At 65.6% G+C, this 25,194-nt stretch carries 23 protein-coding genes; 22 read left to right on the top strand and 1 reads right to left on the bottom strand.

What is annotated here, in order from left to right; genetic code table 11:
* Positions 1-29: 29 nt before the first annotated feature.
* Entirely contained in the window at positions 30-1,349 is a 1,320-nt protein-coding gene (locus tag AC5Y49_RS12285) for a L,D-transpeptidase (protein ID WP_499887340.1), read from the top strand.
* Here the strand turns inward: AC5Y49_RS12285 and AC5Y49_RS12280 are convergent.
* A complete protein-coding gene (locus tag AC5Y49_RS12280) occupies positions 1,327-2,073 on the bottom strand; it encodes an SDR family NAD(P)-dependent oxidoreductase (RefSeq protein WP_499887338.1) in 747 nt (248 codons plus the stop codon). The genes AC5Y49_RS12285 and AC5Y49_RS12280 overlap by 23 nt on opposite strands.
* A gap of 195 nt (positions 2,074-2,268) precedes the next feature.
* Between AC5Y49_RS12280 and AC5Y49_RS12275 the strand changes: the two genes are divergently transcribed.
* The 21 genes from AC5Y49_RS12275 (at position 2,269) to AC5Y49_RS12175 (ending at position 25,191) form a co-directional block, all read left to right on the top strand.
* Positions 2,269-3,558: an ROK family protein gene (locus AC5Y49_RS12275; protein ID WP_499887337.1), complete on the top strand. Its 1,290-nt coding sequence runs from the start codon at positions 2,269-2,271 to the stop codon at positions 3,556-3,558.
* A 50-nt stretch (positions 3,559-3,608) separates the two neighbouring features.
* Positions 3,609-4,958 carry a D-inositol-3-phosphate glycosyltransferase gene (mshA, locus tag AC5Y49_RS12270; RefSeq protein ID WP_499887971.1) on the top strand — a complete coding sequence of 450 codons (1,350 nt, stop codon included), beginning with the start codon at positions 3,609-3,611 and terminating at the stop codon, positions 4,956-4,958.
* A complete protein-coding gene (locus AC5Y49_RS12265; protein WP_499887335.1) occupies positions 4,955-5,470 on the top strand; it encodes a type III secretion system chaperone family protein in 516 nt (171 codons plus the stop codon). The genes mshA and AC5Y49_RS12265 overlap by 4 nt, the downstream gene beginning before the upstream one ends.
* 23 nt (positions 5,471-5,493) lie before the next feature.
* Positions 5,494-6,243: a phosphoglyceromutase gene (locus AC5Y49_RS12260; RefSeq protein ID WP_499887334.1), complete on the top strand. Its 750-nt coding sequence runs from the start codon at positions 5,494-5,496 to the stop codon at positions 6,241-6,243.
* Positions 6,244-6,455: 212 nt separating this feature from the next.
* A complete protein-coding gene (locus AC5Y49_RS12255) occupies positions 6,456-7,682 on the top strand; it encodes a sensor histidine kinase (RefSeq protein WP_499887332.1) in 1,227 nt (408 codons plus the stop codon).
* Between the two features lie 49 nt (positions 7,683-7,731).
* Positions 7,732-8,415: a two-component sensory transduction protein RegX gene (gene regX, locus AC5Y49_RS12250; RefSeq protein WP_065015216.1), complete on the top strand. Its 684-nt coding sequence runs from the start codon at positions 7,732-7,734 to the stop codon at positions 8,413-8,415.
* 177 nt (positions 8,416-8,592) lie between these two features.
* Positions 8,593-9,555: an oxygenase MpaB family protein gene (locus AC5Y49_RS12245; protein WP_499887330.1), complete on the top strand. Its 963-nt coding sequence runs from the start codon at positions 8,593-8,595 to the stop codon at positions 9,553-9,555.
* A 13-nt stretch (positions 9,556-9,568) separates the two neighbouring features.
* Positions 9,569-10,156: a TetR/AcrR family transcriptional regulator gene (locus tag AC5Y49_RS12240; RefSeq protein WP_499887328.1), complete on the top strand. Its 588-nt coding sequence runs from the start codon at positions 9,569-9,571 to the stop codon at positions 10,154-10,156.
* Positions 10,157-10,223: 67 nt separating this feature from the next.
* Positions 10,224-10,931: a TetR/AcrR family transcriptional regulator gene (locus tag AC5Y49_RS12235; protein WP_499887326.1), complete on the top strand. Its 708-nt coding sequence runs from the start codon at positions 10,224-10,226 to the stop codon at positions 10,929-10,931.
* A 134-nt stretch (positions 10,932-11,065) separates the two neighbouring features.
* The gene (locus tag AC5Y49_RS12230) at positions 11,066-11,953 is read left to right on the top strand and encodes a metal-dependent hydrolase (protein WP_499887324.1); all 888 of its coding nucleotides are present in this window, start codon (positions 11,066-11,068) and stop codon (positions 11,951-11,953) included.
* A 28-nt stretch (positions 11,954-11,981) separates the two neighbouring features.
* Positions 11,982-12,878 (top strand): metal-dependent hydrolase, encoded by an 897-nt coding sequence (locus tag AC5Y49_RS12225; protein WP_499887322.1) that lies wholly within the window; start codon positions 11,982-11,984, stop codon positions 12,876-12,878.
* 22 nt (positions 12,879-12,900) lie between these two features.
* Positions 12,901-14,442: a flavin-containing monooxygenase gene (locus AC5Y49_RS12220; RefSeq protein WP_499887969.1), complete on the top strand. Its 1,542-nt coding sequence runs from the start codon at positions 12,901-12,903 to the stop codon at positions 14,440-14,442.
* Complete coding sequence (locus AC5Y49_RS12215) at positions 14,439-15,323, top strand: SDR family NAD(P)-dependent oxidoreductase (protein ID WP_499887320.1); 885 nt, start codon at positions 14,439-14,441, stop codon at positions 15,321-15,323. Before AC5Y49_RS12220 ends, AC5Y49_RS12215 begins: the two co-directional genes overlap by 4 nt.
* A gap of 226 nt (positions 15,324-15,549) precedes the next feature.
* Complete coding sequence (locus AC5Y49_RS12210; RefSeq protein ID WP_419866431.1) at positions 15,550-16,266, top strand: MlaE family ABC transporter permease; 717 nt, start codon at positions 15,550-15,552, stop codon at positions 16,264-16,266.
* A gap of 1 nt (position 16,267) precedes the next feature.
* Entirely contained in the window at positions 16,268-17,137 is an 870-nt protein-coding gene (locus tag AC5Y49_RS12205) for an ABC transporter permease (protein WP_499887318.1), read from the top strand.
* A 5-nt stretch (positions 17,138-17,142) separates the two neighbouring features.
* A complete protein-coding gene (locus AC5Y49_RS12200; protein ID WP_499887316.1) occupies positions 17,143-18,360 on the top strand; it encodes an MCE family protein in 1,218 nt (405 codons plus the stop codon).
* Positions 18,357-19,397: a virulence factor Mce family protein gene (locus tag AC5Y49_RS12195; protein WP_499887314.1), complete on the top strand. Its 1,041-nt coding sequence runs from the start codon at positions 18,357-18,359 to the stop codon at positions 19,395-19,397. The genes AC5Y49_RS12200 and AC5Y49_RS12195 overlap by 4 nt, the downstream gene beginning before the upstream one ends.
* Complete coding sequence (locus AC5Y49_RS12190) at positions 19,394-20,935, top strand: virulence factor Mce family protein (protein WP_499887312.1); 1,542 nt, start codon at positions 19,394-19,396, stop codon at positions 20,933-20,935. Before AC5Y49_RS12195 ends, AC5Y49_RS12190 begins: the two co-directional genes overlap by 4 nt.
* Entirely contained in the window at positions 20,932-22,497 is a 1,566-nt protein-coding gene (locus AC5Y49_RS12185) for a virulence factor Mce family protein (protein WP_499887310.1), read from the top strand. The genes AC5Y49_RS12190 and AC5Y49_RS12185 overlap by 4 nt, the downstream gene beginning before the upstream one ends.
* The gene (locus AC5Y49_RS12180; RefSeq protein WP_499887966.1) at positions 22,497-23,639 is read left to right on the top strand and encodes a virulence factor Mce family protein; all 1,143 of its coding nucleotides are present in this window, start codon (positions 22,497-22,499) and stop codon (positions 23,637-23,639) included. The genes AC5Y49_RS12185 and AC5Y49_RS12180 overlap by 1 nt, the downstream gene beginning before the upstream one ends.
* 4 nt (positions 23,640-23,643) lie before the next feature.
* Positions 23,644-25,191, top strand: coding sequence for an MCE family protein (locus AC5Y49_RS12175; protein WP_499887308.1), 1,548 nt, complete (start codon positions 23,644-23,646; stop codon positions 25,189-25,191).
* The last annotated feature ends 3 nt before the right edge of the window (positions 25,192-25,194 follow it).

Raw genomic sequence — 25,194 nt, 5'->3', positions numbered from 1 at the left:
CACGGGGTAGGTCGTTTTCGCCGGTATCTTTGTGTGTCGTGAACACAGCGCGTGACCTGCCGCCGATCAACCGGCGCCGGGTTTTGACGACGCTGGCGGTGGGGATGTTCGCGCCGAACCTTTTGGCGGCTTGTGTCGGGGGATCAAGCAAACAATCGGAGAAGGCCAAACCACCGCCGGCGGCAAGTTTGACGTTCCGGCCGGCCGACAAGGCCGAGGATGTGGTGCCGACGGCGCCGATCAGCGTCGAGGTGCGCAACGGCTGGTTCCAGAGGGTGGCGTTGACGAACACCGCCGGCAAGGTGGTGGCCGGGGCGCTCAACCGCGACCGCACCGTCTACACCATCACCGAGCCGCTTGGCTACGACGCGTCCTACAGCTGGAGCGGTTCGGTGGTCGGCCACGACGGTAAGGCGGTCCCGGTCGCCGGGAAGTTCATCACCGTCACCCCCACCAAGCAGGTCGACGGCGGCTTCCAGCTCGCTGACGGGCAGACCGTCGGCGTCGCCGCGCCGATCATCATCCAGTTCGATGCGCCGATCGCGGACAAGGCGGCAGTCGAACGGGCGCTGAAAGTCACCACCGACCCGCCGGTCGAGGGCAGCTGGGCGTGGCTGCCTGACGAGGCCGCCGGAGCCCGCGTGCACTGGCGCACCCGCGAGTACTACCCGGCGGGCACCAAAGTCAACGTCGACGCCAAGTTGTACGGGCTGGAGTTCGGCGACGGCGCCTACGGCAAACAGGACATGAGCTTGAACTTCGAGATCGGCCGTCGTCAGGTGGTCAGGGCCGAAATCTCCTCGCACCGCATCCAGGTGGTCCGAGACGAAGGCGTCATCATGGACTTCCCGTGCAGCTACGGCGAAGGCGACAAGGCGCGCAATGTCACCCGCAACGGCATCCACGTGGTCAGCGAAAAATATGCGGACTTCTACATGTCTAATCCTGCCGCGGGCTACAGCAACATCCACGAGCGTTGGGCCGTGCGCATTTCCAACAACGGCGAGTTCATCCACGCCAACCCGGCAAGTTCTGGCGCACAAGGCAATTCGAACGTCACCAACGGGTGTGTCAACCTGTCGACGTCCGACGCTGAGCAGTACTTCAACAGCGCGATCTACGGCGACCCGGTCGAGGTGACCGGGAGCCGGATCGAGCTGTCCTACGCCGACGGTGACATCTGGGACTGGGCGGTGGACTGGGACACCTGGGTGGGGATGTCGGCGCTGCCGCCGGCCAACGGGTCCAAGCCGTCACCGGCGTCGATGCCGCGCAGCGCGCCCGCTACCCCCAAGGATGCGCCCACGTTGTCGGGCACCCCGACGACTAGCGTCCGACCCGGCGGCTAGCGCTCGCCTGATCGCGCGGCCGGATCACGATCTGGTCGAGGTTGACGTGCGACGGGCGGGACGCCACGAACCCGACCACCTCGGCGATGTCGGCGGCCACCAGCGGCGTCATCCCGGTGTAGACGGCGTCGGCGCGCTGCTGGTCACCGCCGAACCGCACCAGCGAGAACTCGGTTTCGACGGCGCCGGGGGCAATTTCGGTGAGCCGCACCGGCTTTCCCAGCAATTCGCCGCGCAGCGTGCGGTGCAGCGCGCCCTGCGCATGCTTGGCGGCCGTGTAGCCGGCGCCGCCGTCGTAGATCTCGATCGCCGCCACCGAGGTGACGGTGACAATCAGGCCGTCGCCCGACGCGATCAGTTTGGGTAGCAGTGCGCGGGTGACTCGCAGCGTGCCCAGCACATTGGTCTCCCACATCCACCGCCAGTGCGCCAGGTCGGCGTCGGCCACCGGCTCGAGGCCCTTGGCGCCGCCGGCGTTGTTGACCAGCACGTCGACCCGGTCCAACTGGCCCGCCAGCGCGTCGACGGCGGCATCGTCGGTGACGTCGGCCACCACGGCGGTGCCGCCGATCTCATCGGCCAGCGCGGTGATCCGGTCGGCCCGCCGCGCCACCGCCACGACGTGGAAGCCCTGGGCAGCGAGGGTTCGCGCGGTCGCCTCGCCGATCCCGGCGCTGGCCCCGGTGACCACGGCGATGCGCTGGCCCGACTCCGCTGATCTCATCGGACCAACTTTAGTAACCGTGCTAAATTCCTCGGTGTGTACCTGAGCGCATTGTTCGGTCTGACGTCCGCGTGTCTGTTCGCGGACTGCGCGTGTTGTCGCCGCGCACTTTGCCGCGCCTGACCGGCCTTCCCAACAACCGAAGCCGGAGTGCGGCCAGACCCCGCCATCGGATCCCGGAGAAGGACACCCCCCGTGCGCACAACCACCCTCACCACCTCACCCCACAGCCGCCGGCCGTCGCTGCGAACTCGCCACGTCGTGACGCCGTCGCTGCATCTGTCCGACAGCGCCGCGGCCTCGGTATTCCGGGCCGTGCGGCTGCGAGGGCCGATCGGCCGCGACGTCATCGCGCAAACCACCTCACTGAGCATCGCCACGGTGAATCGCCAGGTGATCGCCTTGCTGAACGCCGGACTGCTGCGAGAACGCGCCGATCTCGCCGTGGCCGGCGCGATCGGTCGTCCGCGGGTGCCCGTCGAGGTCAACCACGAACCGTTCATGACACTGGGCATCCACATCGGTGCACGAACCACCAGCATCGTGGCCACCGACCTGTTCGGGCGGACGCTGGATGCCGTCGAGACCCCCACGCCCCGCAGCGGCCAGGCACCCGCGCTGGCCTCGCTGGCCGACGGCGCCAGCCGCTACCTGAGGCGCTGGCATCGGCGTCGCCCGCTCTGGATCGGGGTGGCCATCGGTGGGGCGGTCGACGGCGCCAGCGGGCATGTCGACCATCCCCGGCTGGGCTGGCGGGAAGCGCCGGTGGGGCCGGTGTTCGCCGACACGCTGGGCTTGCCGGTGTCGGTGGCTTCCCATGTCGACACAATGGCGGGCGCCGAGTTGCTGCTCGGCATGCGCCGGTTGGCCGCCAGCACCTCGACCAGCTTGTACGTCTACGCCCGCGAGACCGTGGGCTATGCACTGGTGATCGGCGGGCGGGTGCACAGTCCGGCCAGCGGACCGGGCACCATCGCGAACCTGCCCGCGGCCTCGGAACTGCTTGGCGGGTCCGGTCAGCTGGAATCCACCGTCAGCGACGAAGCAGTGTTGGCCGCCGCGCGGCGACTGCGGATTCTGCCCGCCGCCCGCGCCGGCGGCGCCACCGGCACGGTCACCGAGCTGTTGCGGGCCGCGCGTAACGGCAACGAGCAGGCCAAAGACGTGCTGACGGAGCGGGCCCGCGTGCTCGGTGAAGCGGTCGCGTTGCTGCGTGACCTGCTCAACCCGGACGATCTCGTTGTCGGCGGGCAGGCGTTTACCGAGTATCCGGAGGGTATGGCGCAGGTGGAGGCGGCGTTCGCGGCTCGCTCGGTGCTGGCGCCCCGCGATATCCGGGTCACCGCGTTCGGCAACCGGGTCCAGGAGGCCGGCGCCGGCATCGTGTCGCTGGGCGGGCTCTACGCCGATCCGCTCGGCGCGATGCGCCGGGCCGGGGTGCCTGGTTCGGCGCTGATAGTTACCGACCACGAGTCGTCGGCCTGACGTGGGACGTCGGGTGGTGCTGCAAAGATGACGGGGTGCCTCCGACTGAGATTTCCCGATTGGAGCCCCACCGGCCGGACGCCGCGGAGTTGACCGGTCTGCGCCGGGCGGCGGTGCTGTCGGTGCACACCTCCCCGCTGGCCCAGCCGGGCACCGGGGATGCCGGCGGAATGAACGTCTATGTGCTGCAAACGGCCCTGCATATGGCGCGGCGGGGCGTGCAGGTAGAGATCTTCACTCGGGCCACCGCGTCCACCGACCCGCCGATCGTGCCGGTGGCACCCGGCGTGCTGGTGCGCAACGTGGTGGCCGGCCCCTTCGAAGGCCTGGACAAATACGACCTGCCCACCCAGTTGTGTGCGTTCGCGGCCGGGGTCCTGCGCGCCGAAGCCGCCCACGAGCCGGGCTACTACGACATCGTGCACTCGCACTATTGGCTGTCGGGACAGGTCGGCTGGCTGGCCCGCGACCGTTGGGCGGTGCCACTGGTACATACCGCGCACACGCTGGCCGCGGTGAAGAACGCGGCCTTGGCCGACGGTGACGCGCCCGAGCCTCCGCTGCGCTCTGTCGGCGAGCAGCAGGTTGTCGACGAGGCCGACCGGTTGATCGTCAACACCGAAGACGAAGCCGCGCAACTGGTTTCGCTGCATCAAGCCGACCCGGCCGGGATCGATGTCGCGCACCCCGGTGTCGACCTGGACGTGTTTCGGCCCGGTGACCGGCGCGCCGCCCGTGCTGCGCTGAATCTGCCGTTCGACGAGCAGGTGGTGGCCTTCGTCGGGCGGATTCAGCCGCTGAAGGCGCCCGATATTCTGCTGCGCGCGGCGGCGCGACTGCCGCGGGTGCGCATCGTGGTGGCCGGCGGACCCTCGGGCAGCGGTCTGGCCGCGCCGGATGGGCTGGTTCGGCTGGCCGACGAATTGGGTATCACCGCCCGGGTGACGTTCCTGCCGCCGCAGTCGCGTGCAGAACTGGCCAGGCTGTTCCAAGCCGCCGACCTGGTGGCCGTACCCAGCTATTCGGAGTCGTTCGGCCTGGTCGCCGTGGAGGCGCAGGCGTGCGGAACACCGGTGGTGGCCGCCGCCGTCGGCGGGCTGCCGGTGGCGGTGCGCGACGGGGTCAGCGGCACGCTGGTGTCCGGTCACGACGTCGACCGGTGGGCCGATGCGATCGACGAGTTGCTGGAACTGGGTGCCGGGCCGCGGGCCGCGGCCTTGAGTCGCGCGGCGGTCGAACACGCGGCCACGTTCTCCTGGGACAACACCGTCGATGCGCTGCTGGCCAGCTACCGCCGGGCGATCAGCGAGTTCACCGCCCGTCGTCCGGTGCGTGAGCTGGCATCGGCGCGGCGAGTGCGGCGCTGGGCGCCGCGCCGGGGGCTGCGAGCCGCGCCGTGACTGACGTTCAGCGGGTGATCGAGGATGCGCTGGATTCCAGCAAGCTGACGTATTCCCGGCATGAGGGCGCCCACGGCGGGCTGCCCGGGCTGATCGTGGAGTTGCCCGGCGAACGCAAGCTGAAGACCAACACCATCTTGAGCATCGGCGAGCACTCGGTGCGGGTCGAGGCATTCGTGTGCCGCAAACCCGACGAGAACCACGAGGGCGTCTACCGGTTCCTGCTGAGACGCAACCGGCGCCTCTACGGGGTGGCCTACACGCTCGACAACGTCGGCGACATCTACCTGGTAGGTCGGATGTCGTTGGCATCGGTGGACGCCGCCGAGATCGACCGGGTGCTGGGACAGGTGCTTGAAGCGGTGGATTCGGACTTCAACACGTTGCTGGAGTTGGGTTTCCGGTCGTCGATTCAGAAAGAGTGGGAATGGCGGGTGTCTCGCGGTGAGTCGTTGAAGAATCTGGAAGCGTTCGCCCACCTCATTGACGACGACGACGAGCAGGACGCCTGACGACGCGTGAGAGACTTGCCGGCATGGGAGACACTGCCACGTTGGTGCTGCTTCGCCACGGCGAGAGCGAATGGAACGCCCTCAACCTGTTCACCGGTTGGGTCGACGTCGACCTGACCGACAAGGGCCGCGCCGAGGCGATCCGCGGCGGTGAGCTGATGGTCGAACACGACCTGCTGCCCGACGTGCTCTATACCTCGCTGCTGCGGCGGGCCATCACCACCGCGAACCTGGCACTCGACGTCGCAGACCGGCACTGGATCCCGGTGCGGCGCAGCTGGCGGCTCAACGAACGCCACTACGGCGCGCTGCAGGGGCTGGACAAGGCTGAGACCAAGGAACGATATGGCGAGGAGCAGTTCATGGCGTGGCGTCGCAGCTACGACACCCCACCACCGCCGATCGAGCAGGGCAGCCAGTTCAGCCAGGACACCGACCCGCGCTACGCCAATATTGGTGGCGGTCCGCTGACCGAATGCCTGGCCGATGTGGTGGCCCGATTTCTGCCGTACTTCACCGACGTCATCGTGCCTGACCTGCGGTCGGGCAAGACCGTGCTGATCGCCGCGCACGGCAACTCGCTGCGGGCGCTGGTGAAGTACCTGGACGGGATGTCCGACGAGGAGGTCGTCGGGCTCAACATTCCGACCGGGATCCCGCTGCGCTACGACTTGGACGCCGACCTGCGGCCCACCCTGGCCGGCGGCAGCTACCTCGACCCCGAAGCGGCGGCCGCCGGGGCGGCCGCGGTCGCCGGCCAAGGCGCCCGGTAGCGCCAGTGGAATGGCCCCACCAGCGAGCGTGAAACTGTTGCGAGATTTCCCCGATTTTTTCGCAACAGCTTCACGCTCGGCGCGCGCGGGCGGCCGCCTTGAGCGAACGCCGCGTAAACAGCGGTCGAATACATGGCTCGCAGCGTGTGACATGTCCGATTTTGGCCGCGCGCTACTGGGGTGAAGTTCACCGGGATTTGTAGGATTTTTATGTGACTGTGTTCTCGGCGCTGTCGCTGGCCGGGGTTTCGATCGTCCTGGCGCTGGCCGTCGGCATCGCCGTCGGTACCCGCCTGGCGCCGCGTGTCCTCGAGCGACGGCAGCGGTCAGCCGCAGAATGGGCCGGTATCACCGTCGCGCAGATGCTGCAGCGCATCGTCGCACTGACGCCGCTGGGCACCGCGGTGGTGGACGTCCACCGCGACGTGGTGTATCGCAACGACCGCGCCGACGAGTTGGGCCTGGTGCGCGACCGTCAGCTCGACGACGAGGCCTGGCGGGCGGCGCGCCGGGCGTTGGCCAGTGGCGATGTTGCCGAGTTCGACATGCAGCCCGCCAAGGGCTCGGCGCCCGGCCGGTCGGGGTTGTCGGTGCGCGGCGAGGCGCGACTGTTGAGCGAGGAGGATCGCCGCTTCGCCGTCGTCTTCGTCTACGACCAATCCGAGTACGCCCGGATGGAGGCGACCCGTCGTGACTTTGTGGCCAATGTCAGCCATGAGCTCAAGACCCCGGTCGGTGCGATGGCCGTGCTCGCTGAGGCGCTGTTGGCGTCGGCCGACGACCCGGATACCGTGCGCAGGTTCGGTGAGAAGGTGCTCGTCGAGGCCAACCGGCTCGGGGACATGGTCATTGGGCTGATCGAACTGTCCCGGCTACAAGGCGCCGAGCGATTACCCGATCTGGACGCCGTCGATGTGGATGCGATTGTCTCCGAGGCGATTTCACGCCATAAGGTGTCCGCGGAAAGCGCCGATATCGAGGTCCGCACCGACGAGCCGAGTGGCCTGCGGGTGCTGGGCGACCAGACCTTGCTGATCACGGCGCTGGCCAACCTGGTGTCCAACGCCATCGCCTACTCGCCGCGTGGGTCGTTGGTGTCGATCAGCCGTCGCCGACGCGCCGATTCCGTCGAGATCGCGGTCACCGATCGCGGCATCGGCATCGCGCGCAAAGACCAGGAACGGGTCTTCGAGCGGTTCTTCCGCAGCGATAAGGCACGGTCACGGTCCACTGGCGGCAGCGGGCTGGGCCTGGCGATCGTCAAGCACGTCGCCGCCAATCACAACGGCAGCATCGGGCTGTGGAGCCAGCCTGGAACCGGCTCGACATTTACCCTGTCTATCCCGATGTACGTCGACCCCGGCGACGAACCCGATCAACCGCCCGAGCCCCCGGCTCGGCCCAAAAGAGTCCAACGAGAGGAAGAAGTACGCAAATGACCCGCGGTGCCGACGATGCAGAGCGGAGCGATGAGGAGGAGCACCGCAAATGACTAGCGTGCTGATCGTGGAAGACGAGGAGTCGCTGGCCGATCCGCTGGCATTCCTCTTACGCAAAGAGGGCTTTGATGCCACGGTCGTGACCGACGGACCCTCAGCACTGGCCGAGTTCGACCGGGTCGGCGCCGACATCGTGCTGCTGGACCTGATGCTGCCGGGCATGTCGGGCACTGACGTGTGCAAGCAGTTGCGGGCCCGTTCCAGCGTGCCGGTGATCATGGTCACCGCCCGCGACAGCGAAATCGACAAGGTCGTCGGACTGGAGCTGGGCGCCGACGACTATGTGACCAAGCCGTATTCGGCGCGGGAGCTGATCGCCCGGATCCGGGCGGTGCTGCGCCGGGGCGGTGACGACGACGCCGAAGAAGCCGACGGCATCCTGGAATCCGGACCGGTGCGCATGGATGTCGAACGCCACATCGTCTCCGTGAACGGCGAGCCGATCACGTTGCCGCTCAAGGAATTCGACCTGCTGGAGTATCTGATGCGCAACAGCGGGCGAGTGTTGACACGCGGGCAGCTGATCGACCGGGTGTGGGGCGCCGACTACGTCGGCGACACCAAGACCCTCGACGTGCACGTCAAACGGCTGCGGTCCAAGATCGAGGCCGATCCAGCCAACCCGGTGCACCTGGTCACCGTGCGGGGGTTGGGCTACAAACTCGAAGGCTGACCCTCCGCAGCCGAGACTGCGGTAAGCGCCAATTTTTCGTCGTCCGGATGACGCGCTGGACGCAGTCTCGATGCCGTCACCGCAGCCTCGGTCCGGCGCAGCTCGCCGGAAACCGTTGACACGTTGACACAGAAATGTAGTCTTTGTGTCAACGAGTCATCCGGCTAAGGAGTGGCCATGGGCGTCGGTACCGCACCGCACATCGATCCGGAACGCCTGGCGGGCCCGGTGCGACCCCGGGTGATGAACGAGTTTCGCAAGCACAGCGGCAGTGTGTTCGCCGGTGTCTTCGGAGCCGCCGCCTTCGACGAGGTCGCTTTGGTGCCGGTGGCCGCCGCAGTCGACAAGACCGGACGCTTTGAACGCAACTTTGCCGATCGCGGTGTGCGCAGCGGGTTTTCGGCGCTGTTGGCCATTTGGGGCGACGCCGACGACCGTGCGGCCGAGGGCGAACGCCTCAAGCTGCTGCACCGCGACGTCCGCGGCCGCGGCAAGGGCGAGTTCGCCGATGTCCGCTACAGCGCCTTGAGCCCGCAACTGTGGAACTGGATCGCGGTCAGCGGCCTGTTCGTGGTGCTGCGGTCCTTTACGCCGGCCACCGGAATCGCACTGACGCCGACCGAGGAGGAAGCGGCCTACCAGCAACTCGTCGCCGCGTTCAGCGCAATCGAACTGCCCGGCAAATCCGGCAAGTTGCCGCCGACATACGCCGATGCCATCCGCTACTACGACGACATGGTCGACACCCACCTTCGGGCCAACCCGTTTCTGGACCGGGTGACGGCGGGACTCACCCGGCTGCCGTTGCCGACCCTGCTGTTGCCGGCGCCGCTGCGGGCCGGCATCACCCCGCTGTGGTTCGCCGCGCGGCCGGTGGCCGGCCGGGTGGTGAAAGTGTGCTCGTTCGGCGTCATGCACCCGGGCGTGCGGGAACTGACCGGCTTCCGGTGGCAGGGCCGCCACGATCGCGAATTCGCGCTCTACACCCGCCTGCTGCAGCTGGCCTGGCGCGTGCTGCCGGACCGGCTGCTGCTGGTCCCATTGGCCTACAACCGGCTGCAGTACGAGAAGCTGGTCAAACTGCACCGCTCGGTGGCGCTGGACTCCTTCGCCCCGCCCCGGGGCTGCCCCGTCGGCTGACACACTGGTACAGATGCGGCGCACACGGAACACCACCAGCCCCACCGAGCAGGAGGGGGCCATCCTCAAGGCCGCTGCCGAGGAAGTCTCACTGGTCGGGGTCGGCCGCGCGAGCATGGATGTGATCGCGCGGCAGGCCGGCGTCAGCCGCAGCACGCTGTACCGCCGGTTCCCCAGCCGCGATGTGTTGATCACCGAGCTGGGGCGCCGCACATTCGACTTCGCGATGGATCGGCTTCGCACCGTCGGCATCGATTCCGGCCCGAAAGACGCTGCGGTAGCGGCTTTCTGCGAAGGGCTGCGGTTATTGACCACCGAACCGGTGATGCGGAAATTCCTACAGCTCGACGCCGAGCTGCTGGCGGTGCCCGGCATCTTCGCCGAGGCCGAGGCGTTCCTCGACAGCGCATCCGCGGCGATGGCCAAAGCGCTGCGTGCCGCCGGGGCCGCCATGCCCGACCACGACCTGGCCGCGGTCGCCGAACTGCACATCCGGCTGGCCTGTTCACTTGCGCAGGTGCCGAGCAAGGTGCTCGACGTGAGCGACGACGCCGCCGTGCGCGCGTACGCACGAATGCATCTGGCCCCGCTGGTTTGGTAGCGCTGCGTCGTCGTTCCGCCCCGCAGAACGCACGGTCGTCCAGGTGTGGTGGATTACGATTGCGAACGTGTCGGCGGATGTAGCTCTCGGTCGCGGGCGGTTGCCCGCGTTGACGGGGGACGCCCGGGTCGACCGCTGGCGTGAGCACCGAGTTGCAGTGCGCGCCGAGTTGATCGAGGCGACGCTGCGCGCCATCGAGGAATACGGTCCGGACCTGTCGATCGACGACGTCGTCAAGACAGCCGCAGTTCCGCGCCCAAAGCTCTACCGGTTCTTCGCCGACAAGCATGCGTTGTTCACCGCGGTGGGTGAGCGAGCGCAGGAGATGGTCATCGAACGCGTCGTGCCGCACTTCAACTTCGCGGGCACCGCGCTGGAATTGGTGCGCTCGGCAGTGCGTTCGTATGTCGACCTCGTTGACGAGCGGCCCAATCTCTTTCGCTTCCTGGTCGGTTCGCATTTCCGCGACGAGCATTCGCCCACCGAGCTGATCGACAACGCCAGACCGCTGTCAAACGCCACGGTCGACGTGGTGGCCGCGCTGTTGCGCACCCAGGGTGGAGACTCCGGTGACGTCGAGTACTTTGTCGACGCCGCGCTCGGGGCCGTGGCTCTTGGCGTGCTGCGTTGGCTCAACAGTCCGACAATCAGCAAAGACGCCCTCGTCGAACAGCTGACCACCTTCCTGTGGGGTGCATTCTCGGCGTGCGCGGCGGCCCGCGGAGTGGACCTGGATCCCGACTCCAAACTGGATTCACTCGCCGGCAACGACTAGGCCGCTCGCCGCCCGATCGAACACCCTGTCTCGTCGCACCGACCCCTTGTGCCCCCTTACGCCGCGCGGTACTCTGGCCAATACCGGTACTGGTAGTACTAGTTACTAACTGTTCGGGAAAGGCTGAGGTCATCATGACGGGCAAATTTCGCCGGAAACGTCCGGACGCCACAGCCACGCGCCCGAGTTATCCCACGACGCGACGGGTGCGCTTCGTCTTGGGCGAGGACCGCGCGTACGAAAAGTACTTCGTCAACGACGACATGGTGTTCAGTCACTTCGTGGCCGGGTTGTCCGGCTCCTTCCCACCGGGAGAAGAGTCGTTCATCCGTTCGGTGCGCCGGTTCTCGGACCGCCTCGCCGATAAGGCGTTGCAACAGCGAGTTGCCGGCTTCATCGGTCAGGAATCCACTCACGGCCAGCAGCACCGACAGATCAACGAGAAGCTGATCGAAATGGGTTACCCGATCGGGTGGTGGGATTCGAAGTCGTTCAAAGAACGGTTTATTCGCTTCGAACAGCGGCTGCCGAGCCGGGTGCACCTGGCCATGACTGCGGCCTCCGAGCACTACACGGCGGTGCTTGCCGAGCGGATACTTGGCCGCTCGGAGCTCCAGGCGATCCCGGGTGAGCCGGAGATATGGAACCTGCTCAACTGGCACGCGCTGGAAGAGCTTGAGCACAAGTCGGTGGCCTTCGACGTCTACCGCGCGATGGGTGGCTCCGAACGTACCCGAATTGCCGTGATGTGGGCGATGATCGCGCTCACTTTTCCGATCACGCTGACCACGCTGGCGATCTCGCTGGCGCGCGACCCGATCGCGCGGCGCCAGCCATTGCGGCTTGCCCGGGAGGCGCGCGCACTATTCGGCGGCCCGCTGTTCAGTGGCCTGATCTACGACCTGGCGAAATACCTGCAACCGGGATTTCACCCGGACGACATTGACACCCAACGATTGCTGCAGGAGTGGCAACAGGAACTGTTCGGTCCGCAAGGAGCCCTTGTCGACCATTTGAAGTGATCGAACACGACGCCCCAAGGAGACGAGCATGGCCGACCGGAACGTTGCTGTTGCGCGACAGGGGGATTCGGCCCCGATCGGCTACCCGAAGGTACGGCGTATCCGGTTTCGCTTCGGCGACCCGCAACCGATGAACCATCACTTCGTCGAGGGCGACATCGCTTTCAGCCACCTCGTGGCGTTCTTGTCGGCGGCCTTCCCGCCGGGGGAGGAATCGTTCATCAGGTCGGTGCGGCGCGTCGCCGATCGGGTGACCGATCCGGTGCTGAAGAAGCGGGTGGCCGGATTCATCGGCCAGGAGTCGGTGCACGGCCAGGAACACCGCCGGCTGAACGAAAAGCTCATCGAAATGGGCTATCCGTTCGTCCGGCTGTTGACCTTCCCCACCGACAGCCGTCGCCACCGGCTGATCCTGCGTCTGGAGAACCGGGCGCCGGCGCTGGTGCACCTGGCGATGACGGCGGCGGCCGAACACTACACCGCGACGCTGGCCGAGCGGGTGCTGTCGCGTGACGAGATCCAGGCGATTCCGGGCGATCCCGAGGTGTGGAATCTGCTCAACTGGCATGCCGTCGAGGAGCTGGAGCACAAATCGGTGGCCTTCGACGTCTACCGTGCGGTCGGCGGTCCCGAGCGGATCCGGATTGGGGTGATGGCGGTGATGTATGTGCTCACCATCCCGGTGGTGACGGTGGCGACGGTGCTGTCGGTGCTGACCGACCCCAAAGGATGGCACCCGATCAAGGTGCTGCGCCAGACCATCGGCATCTTCCGGGGACCGCTGGTGCGCGGCTTGATGGCAGACCTGCGCGCTTACATGCGACCGGGCTTCCATCCCGACGACATCGACACTCGTCAGCTGGTCGAGGAGTGGCGCCAGGAGCTGTTCGGCGCTCAGGGGTCCCTCGTCGGTCACCTCAGGTAACGGGCGGTCCGCATTGAGCACACTGCTCGACACCGCGCAGGCCGCCGCTGCCGAGCGGGTATCTCCCGACCACGAGGTTGTCGTGGTGGGAGCCGGGTTCGGCGGGATCGGCGCCGCAATCGCATTGCAGCGGCAGGGAATTCACGACTTTCTCATCATCGACAAGTGGGATCAGGTCGGCGGCACCTGGTATGCCAACACCTATCCCGGGGTGGCCGTGGATATTCCGTCATTCATCTACAGCTTCTCCTATGAGCAGCGTGGCGGTTGGTCCCGGATCTTCGCTCCGGGATCAGAACTGCGTGGCTACGCCGACGACATGGTGGACAAGTACGGGCTGCGGGGCAAACTACGGCTGAGTACGACGGTTGCCGCCGCGACGTTCGATGAACGCCACAGCATGTGGCGGCTGGCCACCGACGGCGGTGCCGAGATCACCGGCCGGTATCTGGTGCTGGCGGTCGGCGGACTGGAGCGCCCGAAGATGCCCGACATCGCGGGGCTTCGCGACTTCGGCGGCACGCTCATGCACACCGCCCTGTGGGACCACGACGTCGCACTGGCCGGTAAGCGGGTCGCGATCATCGGCACCGGCGCGACCGCGCTGCAGGTGGTGCCGGCTATCGCCGACGAGGTCGAGCATCTGACGGTCTTCCAGCGGACACCGATCTGGGTATTTCCCAGACTCGACATGGAAATGAATCCGGTCAGCCGATGGATCATGGAACGCAAGCCGATCCGGTCGGCGGTCCGGCTGGTCGGAACTGTCGGGACCGAAGTCGCCATGAGCGGGGTGTGGATGGGGCCACGGTGGCTGACCGAGACCGGCCGCCGGATGCTCGAGGTTTCGACCCGACGCTGGATGCGCAGCCAGGTCAACGATCCGGTGATCCGGGAGAAGCTGATTCCGCGATACGGATTGGGATGCAAGCGACCGTCGATGTCGAACGACTATCTGCAATCGTTCAACCGTCGCGATGTCAGCCTGGTCAGCGACACCATCGAATGCGTCACCGAACGCGGGGTGCGTACTGTCGACGGGGTAGAGCATCCGGTCGACGTGCTGATCTGCGCGACCGGGTTCAAGCTGTGGGACAAGGGCGCGGTCCCGCCGTTTCCGGTCATCGGGCGGCACGGGCTAGAGCTCGGAGCATTTTGGGACGAGCAAAGATACCAGTCCTATCAAGGGGTTTCGGTGCCCGGCTTTCCGAACGCCTTCGCGATCACCGGCCCCTACGGCTTCGTGCTCGGCTCGTATCTGTGGATGATCGAGGCGACGTCGGCGCACCTGAGCCGGGCGATCGCGGAGGCGAAACGCCGCAAGGCGACGGTGTGCGAAATCCGCCTGGAGGTCCACGAGGAGTACTTCCGCAAATGCCTCAAACGGCAGCAGAAGAACTTTCTGTTCACCCCGGTCTGCGCCGGCTCCAACACCTACTACCTGGACAACAAGGGTGATTCGCCGTTCAGGCCGTCGACTCACGGTGAGATGTACTGGCAGAACCGCCATTACGATATCGACGTCTATCGCTACAGTGCAGGCCCCGCACAGGAGCGCGCGTGAAAATCAACAGATTGCGACCACGCCTCGTCGTCGTCACCGGTGCGGGAAGCGGGATCGGGCGGGCAACGGCGATGAAATTCGCCAAGCTCGGCGCCCATGTGGTGGCCTCTGACATCGACGCCGACGCGGCCGCTGCCACCGCCGCGATCATTCGGGGCAACGGGCACCGAGCCTCAGCGGCACGGCTTGACGTCACCGACCCCGACGAGTGGGAGTCGTTCGGCGCAGCGGTGCGCGCTGAGCATGGTTGCGCCGACGTGCTGGTCAACAATGCGGGCATGCTCGTCGGTGGTCCGTTTCTGGAGCTGAGCCCCGCCGACTGGGACCGTCAACTGAGTGTGAACCTGATGGGCGTGGTTCATGGTTGCCGCGTCTTCGGCGCGCAGATGATCGAGCGCGGCGCCGGTGGGCACATCGTCAATATCGCCTCCGCGGCAGCTTTCACTCCCACCCCGGTCATGTCGGCGTACTCGGTGTCCAAAGCGGGTGTGAAGATGCTGACCGAATGCCTGCGGCTCGAACTCGGGCCCAAAGGCATTGGAGTCAGTGCCATCTGCCCCGGAGTGATCAACACCAATATCGGCGAGAACGCGGTCACCGTCGGTGTCGACCAAAAGCTCATCGAGCAAGGCAGGGAGATCACGCGGCGTCTTCAAGAACTCGGCGAGAAGCTTCCGTTCGCTCCGATGAGCCCGAACCTGGTCGCGGCGGCGGCGGTGCGCGCGGTGCGATTCGACCTCGCGGTTGTGCCGGTTCGTACCGAGGCCTGGCTCGGCTACTTCCTGCTGCGTATCGCTCCGGGCGTCAATCGCCGTATGGCACAGCCGTTCTCGGTGGACACCTTGCAACGACTGGGGAAGCGACTGAGCGAGCGCCCCTAGCACTTGGGTTGTCACTAGTTTCGACCCGCATGTCCACCCCATTGCACCATGACACGGCTACACGTCCTTGCACGGTTCTGAGGGTTCCCGCGGTTAAAGTTAATGCCTGTTTCTCGGGCGGCACGGTGAGGAGCCAGCGGTGACGACGTTGACGCAGACACGGCTCGCCGAATACGTTCGCGACCAACTTCAGCCCCCGCTCGCGACGGTCGGCGGCTTCGCCCGGATGTGCGTGCTGACCGGAAAGGCGCTGTTCCGTACGTCCTTTCAGTGGCAGGAATTCATCCTGCAGTGCTGGTTCATCATGCGGGTCTCGTTGCTGCCCACCATCGCGGTCGCGATCCCGTTGACCGTGCTTGTTGTATTCACGCTCAATACGCTGCTGGCCGCGTTCGGTGCCGCCGACGTTTCCGGGGCAGGAGCGGCGCTAGGCGCGGTCACCCAACTAGGGCCGCTGACCACGGTATTGGTCATCGCGGGCGCTGGGTCGACGGCCATCTGCGCCGACCTGGGCGCCCGTACCATCCGTGAGGAGATCGACGCGATGGAGGTCCTCGGCATCGACCCCATTCCCCGGCTGGTGGCACCGCGTGTCGTCGCGGCCACCGTCGTCGCCACCCTGCTCAACGGCACCGTCATCACCATCGGTCTAGTGGGCGGCTTCGTGTTCGGCGTTCACATCCAAAATGTCTCGGGCGGCGCGTATCTAGCCACCCTGACCCTGGTCACCGGGCTGCCCGAGGTGGTCATCGCGACGATCAAGGCCGCGGTATTCGGACTGATCGCCGGTCTGGTTGGCTGCTATCGCGGGCTGACCACCAAAGGAGGCCCCAAGGGCGTCGGCATCGCCGTCAACGAAACCCTGGTGTTGTGCGTTCTCGCGCTGTTCGCAGTCAACGTGGTGCTGACCACGATCGGCGTGCGGTTCGGGACGGGACGCTGAGATGTCAACGACCGCCGTTGTGCGGGCCCGCTTCCCGCGGGCGACCACCAATGTCAATCGTTACGTCGGCAGCGTCGGGCGAGGATTGGACCAGGCCGGGCAGCTGGCCCGGTTCGCGGCGAACAGCAGCTGGTCGATTGGCTTGGCGCTGCGCCGCTATCGCACGGAGACGCTGCGGCTGATTGCCCAGATCGGTATGGGCACCGGTGCCATGGCCGTCATCGGCGGCACCGTCTCGATCATCGGTTTCACCACGCTGTCCGGCGGGTCGCTGATCGCCATCCAGGGCTTCGCCTCGCTGGGCAACATTGGCGTGGAGGCGTTCACCGGATTCTTCGCCGCCTTAGTCAACGTACGTGTCGTGACCGCCTTGGTGACTGGCGTCGCGTTGGCGGCGACCGTCGGCGCCGGCGCCACCGCCGAGCTGGGTGCCATGCGCATCAGCGAGGAGATCGACGCTCTTGAGGTGATGGGCATCAAGTCGGTTGCGTTCCTGGCATCCACCCGGATCCTGGCCGGACTGGTAGTGGTCATCCCGCTGTATGCGATGGCACTGGTGATGTCGTTCCTCGCGGGGCAAACCGTGACGACGTTGTTCTACGGGCAGTCGGTGGGGACCTACGAGCACTACTTCCGGACATTCCTGCGCACGGAGGACGTGTTCTGGTCGGGCGCGCAGGTCATCGTCATGGCGGTAGTGGTGATGATCACCCACTGCTACTACGGCTATAACGCCAGTGGCGGTCCAGTCGGGGTGGGCGAGGCCGTCGGCCGATCGATGCGGTTCTCGCTTGTCTCGACGGTGCTCGTTGTCCTGCTCACGTCGATGGCGCTCTATGGCGTCGATCCGAACTTCAACCTCACGGTGTAGTCGACATGACCATCCCGATCAAGGAACGCAAGCCGCGCACCTGGCCGGACAAGCTGGCCGGTGTGGGGTTATTACTGGCCTGCGCCTTGGTGCTTGGGCTGACCTACGGGCAATTCCGTGGCGACTTCACCTCCACGACACGGTTGACGATGCTGACCGCGCGGGCCGGACTGGTGATGGACAAGGGGGCGAAGGTCACCTATAACGGCGTCGAGGTCGGCCGGGTCGCTGAGATTTCCGAGGTTGACCGGGACGGTAGGCCGGCGGCCAAGTTGGCGCTCGATGTGGATCCGAAATACGTGAAGTTGATTCCGGCCAACGTCGACGCCAAAATCCAGGCCACCACGGTTTTCGGCAACAAATACGTTTCGTTCACCGCGCCCGAAGACCCTTCCCCCGAATCGATCTCGCCGGGTGACGTCATCAACGCCATGTCGGTGACCACCGAATTCAACACGTTGTTCGAAACGCTGATGGAGCTTTCCGAGCAAGTCGATCCGATCAAGGTGAACTTGACGCTGAGCGCGGCTGCGCAGGCGCTGAGCGGATTGGGCAAGAAGTTCGGGGCGTCGATCGTCAACGGCAACGCCATCCTCGACGACGTGAATGCGCGGATGCCGATGATCCGTCACGACATTCGGCAAGTCGCAGCTCTGACGGAGACCTACGCCAACGCCGCGCCCGATCTCGTTGACTTCATCGACAATGCGCTCACCACGGCGCACACGTTCAATGCACAACAAGACGATCTGGACGCTGCGCTGCTGGCGGCGATCGGCTTCGGCAACACCGCCGGCGACGTCTTCGAACGGGCCGCGCCGTATCTGGAACGCGTTATCGGCGATCTCGTTCCGACGACCCGGCTGCTCGACACGCACAGCCCCGCGCTGTTCTGCACGATCCGCAATATCTCAAATCTCGTGCCCAAGATCACCGAGTTGGAGAGCGGTAACCAGTACTCCGCGGCGCTCGGGGTGGCAATCACAGGTGCCGAGAACCCCTACGTCTATCCCGACAATTTGCCGCGGGCCAATGCCAGAGGCGGGCCCGGCGGCGCGCCGGGCTGCTGGCAGCCGATCACCCGCGATCTGTGGCCGGCGCCGTATCTGGTGATGGACACCGGCATCAGCATCGCGCCTTACAACCACTTGGAACTCAACCAGCCCCTCGCCATCGAATATGTGTGGGGACGCCAGTACGGGGAGAACACGATCAACCCATGAGAATTACCGGTCCGGTTATCCGGTTGGCCGCCATCGCGTCGGTGCAGTTGCTGTTCACTGCCATCATCGTGGTGGTTTTCGGTCAGATCCGGTTTGACCGGACCGACAGTTACTCCGCGGAATTCAGCAGTGCCAGCGGATTACGCGCCGGCCAGTTCGTCCGGGCGTCGGGTGTTGAAGTCGGCAAGGTCAAAAAAGTGGACTTGATCGACGACGATCGGCGGATACTGGTCGTTTTCAGCGTCGAGCGCTCAGTGCAGCTGTATGAGTCGACCACGGCACAGATCCGTTACCAGGATCTGATCGGCAACCGTTATCTGGAACTTGGCCGCGGCGAGGGCGAGGCGGCGAACAAAGTTCTGCCTCCGGGCGGATTCATCCCGCTGGCGCGCACTCAGCCGGCGCTGGATCTCGACGCACTGATCGGGGGGTTCAAGCCGCTGTTTCGGGCGTTGAACCCGCAGAAGGTCAACGACATCGCCTCGTCGATCATCACCGTGTTCCAGGGGCAGGGCGGAACCATCAACGACATTCTCGATCAGACCGCCGAGCTGGCTTCGCATCTGGCTGAGCGCGACCAGGCGATCGGCGAAGTGATCACCAACCTGAACACGCTGCTGGACACCACGGTTCGGCATCGGCAGGAGTTCGACCAAACCGTGGACAATATCGAGACATTGGTCACCGGCTTGAAAAACCGGGCCGACCCGCTGGCCGCCGGTATGGCACATATCAGCCGCGCAGCCGGAACCGTGGCCGACCTGCTGGCCGACAACCGGGACCTGGTGCGCAGCGCCGTGAGCCACTTGGAGACTGTCGCTGCGCCGCTCGTCGACAACCGCGGCCAAATCGGTGATCTGCTGTCGCAGTCACCGAAAGCCTTCAATCTGGTTGGCCGCACCGGCGGTCTTTACGGTGACTTCTTCAATTTCTACCTGTGCGACCTGTCGATCCGGCTCAACGGACTGCAACCGGGCGGTCCGGTGCGCACCGTCCGGCTCTTCCAACAGCCGACAGGCAGGTGCACGTTGCAATGAGAACGCTGGAACCTGCCAACCGGGTACGTGTCGGGGCGATGGCGATCGTCACGGCAGCCCTCGTTGTCGGTGTGGGGCAGAGCTTTAGCAGTGTTCCGATGCTGTTTGCGCAACCGAGCTACTACGCGCAGTTCAGCGACACCGGCGGCCTGTCGAAGGGCGACACCGTTCGCATCGCCGGCAAGGACGTCGGCACCGTGCAAAGCGTCGCCATCGACGGCAACCACATCGTGATGAAATTCTCGACGGGCACCCACACCATCGGGACCGAGAGCCGGTTGGCGATCAAGACCGAAACCGTTCTGGGCAAGAAGGTGCTCGAGGTCCAACCGCGAGGCTCGGAGAAACTACGCCCGAACGACGTGCTGCCGCTGGGACAAAGCACCACGCCCTACCAGATCTACGACGCGTTCTTCGACGTCACCAAGGCCGCCGCAGGCTGGGACATCGACACGGTCAAAAGGTCACTGAATGTGTTGTCCCAGACTGTGAGTCAGACCTCTCCGCACCTGAGCGCCGCCCTGGATGGGGTGGCCAAGTTTTCGGACACCCTCGGTAAACGAGACGACCAGATCAAGCACCTGCTGGCCTCGGCCAGGAAAGTAGCCGGTGTCCTGGGGGACCGTGGCGAACAGATCAACGCGCTGCTGGTCAACGCGCGGGCGTTGCTGGCGGCTTTCAACCAGCGGGACCGCGACATCAATGCGCTGCTGGGCAACGTCGCGGCGTTCTCCGGGCAGGTGCAGGGACTGATCAACGACAACCCGAACCTCAATCACCTTCTCGAGCAACTACGCTCGGTGACCGACGTACTGGTCGAGCACAAAAACGACCTTGTCTCCGTGTTGACGAGCTTGCAAAAGTTCACCGCGTCGCTGAGCGAGGCCGTCAGTTCGGGGCCGTACTTCAAAGTCATGGTGGCCAACCTGCTGCCGTATCAAATTCTGCAGCCGTGGGTGGATGCGGCATTCAAGAAGCGCGGCCTCGATCCCGAGGACTTCTGGCGCAGTGCGGGTCTGCCGGCGTTCCGGTTCCCCGACCCCAACGGCACCCGGTTCCCCAATGGTGCGCCGCCGCCCGCACCGCCAGTGCTGGAAGGGACCCCGGGTCATCCGGGACCGGCGGTGGCGCCGGGATCACCCTGCTCGTACACGCCGGCACCCGAATTGCTTCCGCGCCCGGGCAATCCGATGCCATGTGCGGGCATCGACCAAGAGCAAGGCCCGTTCGGACCCAATGGGCCCTACCCGGCGTTGCCCGACGTGTTGTCGTCGCCGCCCGACCTCAAGGGCATGCCCCCGACGCCGGGCATCCCGAGCGGGGGCCGGCAAGGTGTTGCGCCGCCCGACGTTCCGGGCACGCCGGTGCCGTTGCCGCCCGCGCCGCATGGAGCGCGCACAGAGCCAGTAGGGCCGGCCCCGCTACCCGGGGTGCCGCCTGCTCCGCTGCCTCCGGGACCGCCGTCGCCACCGGGACCAGGCCCACAGTTGCCTGCCCCGTTCATCACGCCCGACGGGACGGGAGGTAGCAGCGAATGAGCACCATCTTCGATATCCGAAAACTCCAGCTGCCCAGACTTTCACGGGCGACGATCATCATCGGTTCGCTCGTGGTGGTGCTGGGCCTGGTCGCGACGGTCGCAGGCTGGCAGCTCTACCACCGGCTGACCAACAACACCGTCGTTGCCTACTTTCCGGCGGCGAATGCGCTTTATGTCGGCGACAAGGTTCAGATCATGGGCGTGCGGGTGGGCGCCATCGATGCGATCGAGCCGACCGGCGACAAGATGAAAGTCACCTTTCACTACCAAAATAAATACAAGGTGCCCGCCGACGCCTCGGCGGCGATTCTCAACCCCACACTGGTGGCGTCGCGCGCCATCCAATTGGAGCCGCCCTACGACGGCGGTCCGGTGATGGGCGACAACGCCGTAATCCCCATCGAACGTACCCAAGTGCCGGTCGAGTGGGACGACCTGCGCAACCAGGTCACCAACATCATCGACAAATTGGGCCCCACCCCCGAACAGCCCAAGGGCCCGTTCGGCGACGTCATCGAGTCGTTCGCCGACGGGTTGGCGGGCAAGGGCAAGCAGCTCAACACCACGCTGGATGGACTGTCGACGGCGCTGACCGCGCTCAACGAGGGCCGCGGGGACTTCTTCGCGGTGGCGCGCAGCCTGGCGTTGTTCGTCAACGCGCTGCACCGAAACGACCAGCAATTCGTCGAACTGAACCAACAACTCGCACACTTCACCAACATCTTCACCAGTTCGGATCAGGCGGTGGCCCGCGCGATACAGCAGACCGACGACCTGTTGTCGACCGGGCAAAAGTTCTTGTCCGAGAACCGTGAAGTGCTGACCCACGACCTCAACAACCTCGGCGAGGTGACCACCGCCATCGTGCAACCGACACCGATCGACGGTTTGGAGACCGGACTCCATGTGCTGCCCCACATGGCCGCCAATGTCCTCGGGATCTACGAGCCGGCGCACGGCGGATTGACCGGGGTGCCGGCGCTGGTCAACTTCGCCAACCCAATGCAGTTCATCTGCAGCATGATTCAGGCCGGTAGCCGCCTGGGGTATCAGGATTCGGCCGAACTCTGCGCCCAATATCTGGCGCCGGTCCTAGATGCGATCAAATTCAATTACGTCCCGTTCGGCATCAACGTGTTCACCACCGCCGATACGTTACCCAAGAACATCGCGTACTCAGAAGAGCGACTCCAGCCGCCACCGGGTTACAAGGACACCACGGTGCCCGGGATCTTTTCGCCGGATACTCCGTGGTCGCATCGTAATTCCGAACCGGGCTGGATCGTCGCGCCCGGCATGCAAGGAGTCGAGGTATCGCCCGCCACCGCGAGCTTGCTGACGCCGGAGTCGTTGGCAGAGCTCATGGGTGGCCCGGACATTACGGCGCCACCGCCCCGCCAGAACATGGTCGGGCCGCCGAATGCCTACGACGAGAACAACCCGCTACCGCCGCCGTGGTATCCGCAACCGCTGCCGTCGCCGGCACCCGCACCGGGACCACCAGCCGATGCTCCACTCGGTGCCGCCGAGGCACCCGGACCGGCAGTCCCGGGCTCATGATGCGCGCGATACGCGCTGTGCGCCGGCGGGTTTGGCAAGGCGTGGCACTGCTGGCGGCAACCGTGATGCTGACGTCGTGTACGAGCTGGCGCGGTATCGCCAATGTGCCGTTGCCCGGCGGACCGGGCAGCGGACCAGGTTCCTACACCATCTATGTGCAGATGCCGGACACCTTGGCGCTCAACGGCAACAGCCGGGTTCTCGTCGCCGACGTCTTCGTCGGGACTGTGCGGGCAATCGAGCTGAAGAACTGGATCGCCACGCTGACACTGGATCTGGACAAGGGCATCCGGCTGCCGAAGAACGCCACCGCAAAGATCGGCCAGACCAGCCTGCTGGGTTCTCAGCACGTGGAATTGGCCGCACCGCAGGACCCGTCGCCGCAACTGCTGCATAACGGCGACACGATTCCACTGAAACACTCATCGGCGTATCCCTCCATCGAACGGACATTAGCCAGCGTGGCTATGGTGTTGCGCGGCGGCGGCATCCCGAACCTGGAGGTCGTGCAGGACGAGGTCAACAACATCCTGACCGGGCGGGCCGGTCAGATCCGTGACTTCCTGCACAAGCTGGACACCTTCACCCGTCAACTCAACCAGCAGCGCGACGACATCACTCGTGCCATTGACTCCACCAACCGGCTGTTGTCCTATCTGGCCGGGCGGACGGATGTACTGGATCGAGCGCTCAGCGAATTGCCGCCGCTGGTCAAGCATTTCGCCGACGAGCACAACCGGTTCGTCGAAGCGATCGATGCGGTGGGACGCGTCAGCGCCATCACGGATCGGACGCTGTCGGCGTCGCAGGACAACCTCCACCAAGACCTGCAACTACTGCAGCGACCGCTCAAGCAACTCGGCCGCTCCTCGCCCTATCTGGTGGAGTCGCTGAAACTCCTGCTTTCCCCACCGTTCACCCTCGATGCCTTGCCTAAAATCGTGCGCGGCGACTACATCAACGTTTCCGGGGCGCTGGACCTGACGCTGAGCACCATCGACAACGCTGCCCTCACCGGCACGGGATTCTCCGGGGCACTGCGTGCCCTCGAGCAGTCCTGGGGTCGCGATCCCGCCACGATGATCCCCGACATCCGATACACCCCCAACCCGGCTGATGCGCCGGTGGAGCGAGGGGAATGACGCGATGTTGACTCGGATGATCCGCGGCCAGTTGATCGTGTTCACCGTTTTGACCGTGGTGGCGCTGGTTGTGCTCGGCTGGTATTACCTGCGTATCCCGAGCCAGGTCGGCATCGGCCAGTACACCCTGACCGCCGAGTTGCCGGCTTCAGGCGGTCTGTACCGGACCTCCAACGTGACCTACGGGGGAATTCAGATCGGCAAGGTCACCAAGGTCGAGCCGACGAAGAAGGGCGCCCGGGCCACGCTCAGCATCGACAATCGCTACCGGATTCCGATCGACGCGTCCGCCAATGTGCATTCGGTGTCGGCGATCGGCGAGCAGTATTTGGATCTGGTCTCGACGGGAAATCCGGGCAAGTTCTTCTCGCCGGGGCAGACCATCACCAAGAGCACCGTCCCCAGCGAGATCGGGCCCGCCCTGGACGCCGCCAACCGCGGACTGTCGGTGCTGCCCAAGGAAAAGATCGGATCCCTGCTCGACGAGGGGGCCCAAGCCGTTGGGGGATTGGGGCCGTCGTTGCAACGACTCGTCGACTCCACCCAGGCCATCGTCGGCGACTTCAAGGCCAATCTTTCCGACATCGACGACATCATTGGCCACTCGGCACCGATCCTGGACAGCCAGGTCAACTCGGCGGACGAGATCGAACGTTGGTCTCACAACCTGGATGTCGTGGGCGTCCAAATCGCCGAGCAGGACCAAAACGTGAAAAGCATTCTGCGCCAAGCCGCGCCGACTGCCGATCAGGTCAACGCGGTGTTCGGCGATGTACGCGAGGCGTTGCCGCAGACCCTGGCGAACCTAGCCATCGTTACCGACATGCTCAAGCGGTACAACAAGAACCTCGAGCAGCTGCTGGTGTTTTTGCCGGAGGTCGCGTCCATCGCACAGACGGCGGTCGCCGGGTCGCCGGGGTCGGTGATCATGGACTTCAACCTGTCGATCAACAATCCGCCGCCGTGCCTGACCGGCTTCATCCCCGCATCGGAGTGGCGTTCTCCGGCGGACACCAGCATTGCGCCGTTGCCGACCGGGACCTACTGCAAGATTCCGCAAGACGCGCCGGCCAACGCGGTGCGCGGCGCACGCAACCTGCCGTGTGTCGACGTTCCCGGAAAGCGAAGGGCCACACCGCGGGAGTGCCGCGATGACAAGCCGTATGTTCCGTTGGGTACCAACCCGTGGTACGGCGACCCCAACCAGATCCTCAACTGCCCGGCACCCGGCGCGCGCTGTGATCAGCCGGTCACTCCCGGGCAGGTGATACCGGCTCCCTCAATCAACAACGGCCTCAATCCGGCCCCCGCCGACCGGCTTCCGGGGCCGACTCCTCCGCGCAGTGATCCACTGCAACGCCCGGGAACGGGAACCGTGCAATGCAATGGGCAGCAGCCCAACCCGTGTGTCTACACCCCGGCCAGTCCGACGGCGATCTACAGCCCGTCCAGTGGTGAAGTGATGGGTCCCGACGGCGTGACGTGGGCGGTGCACAACTCAGCCGAAACCGGAGACGACGGCTGGAAGGCCATGCTCGCGCCAGCCGGGTGAGCC

The organism is Mycobacterium sp. NGS62 (assembly GCF_059812285.1).
This window is presented reverse-complemented; position numbering and strand designations above follow the sequence as displayed.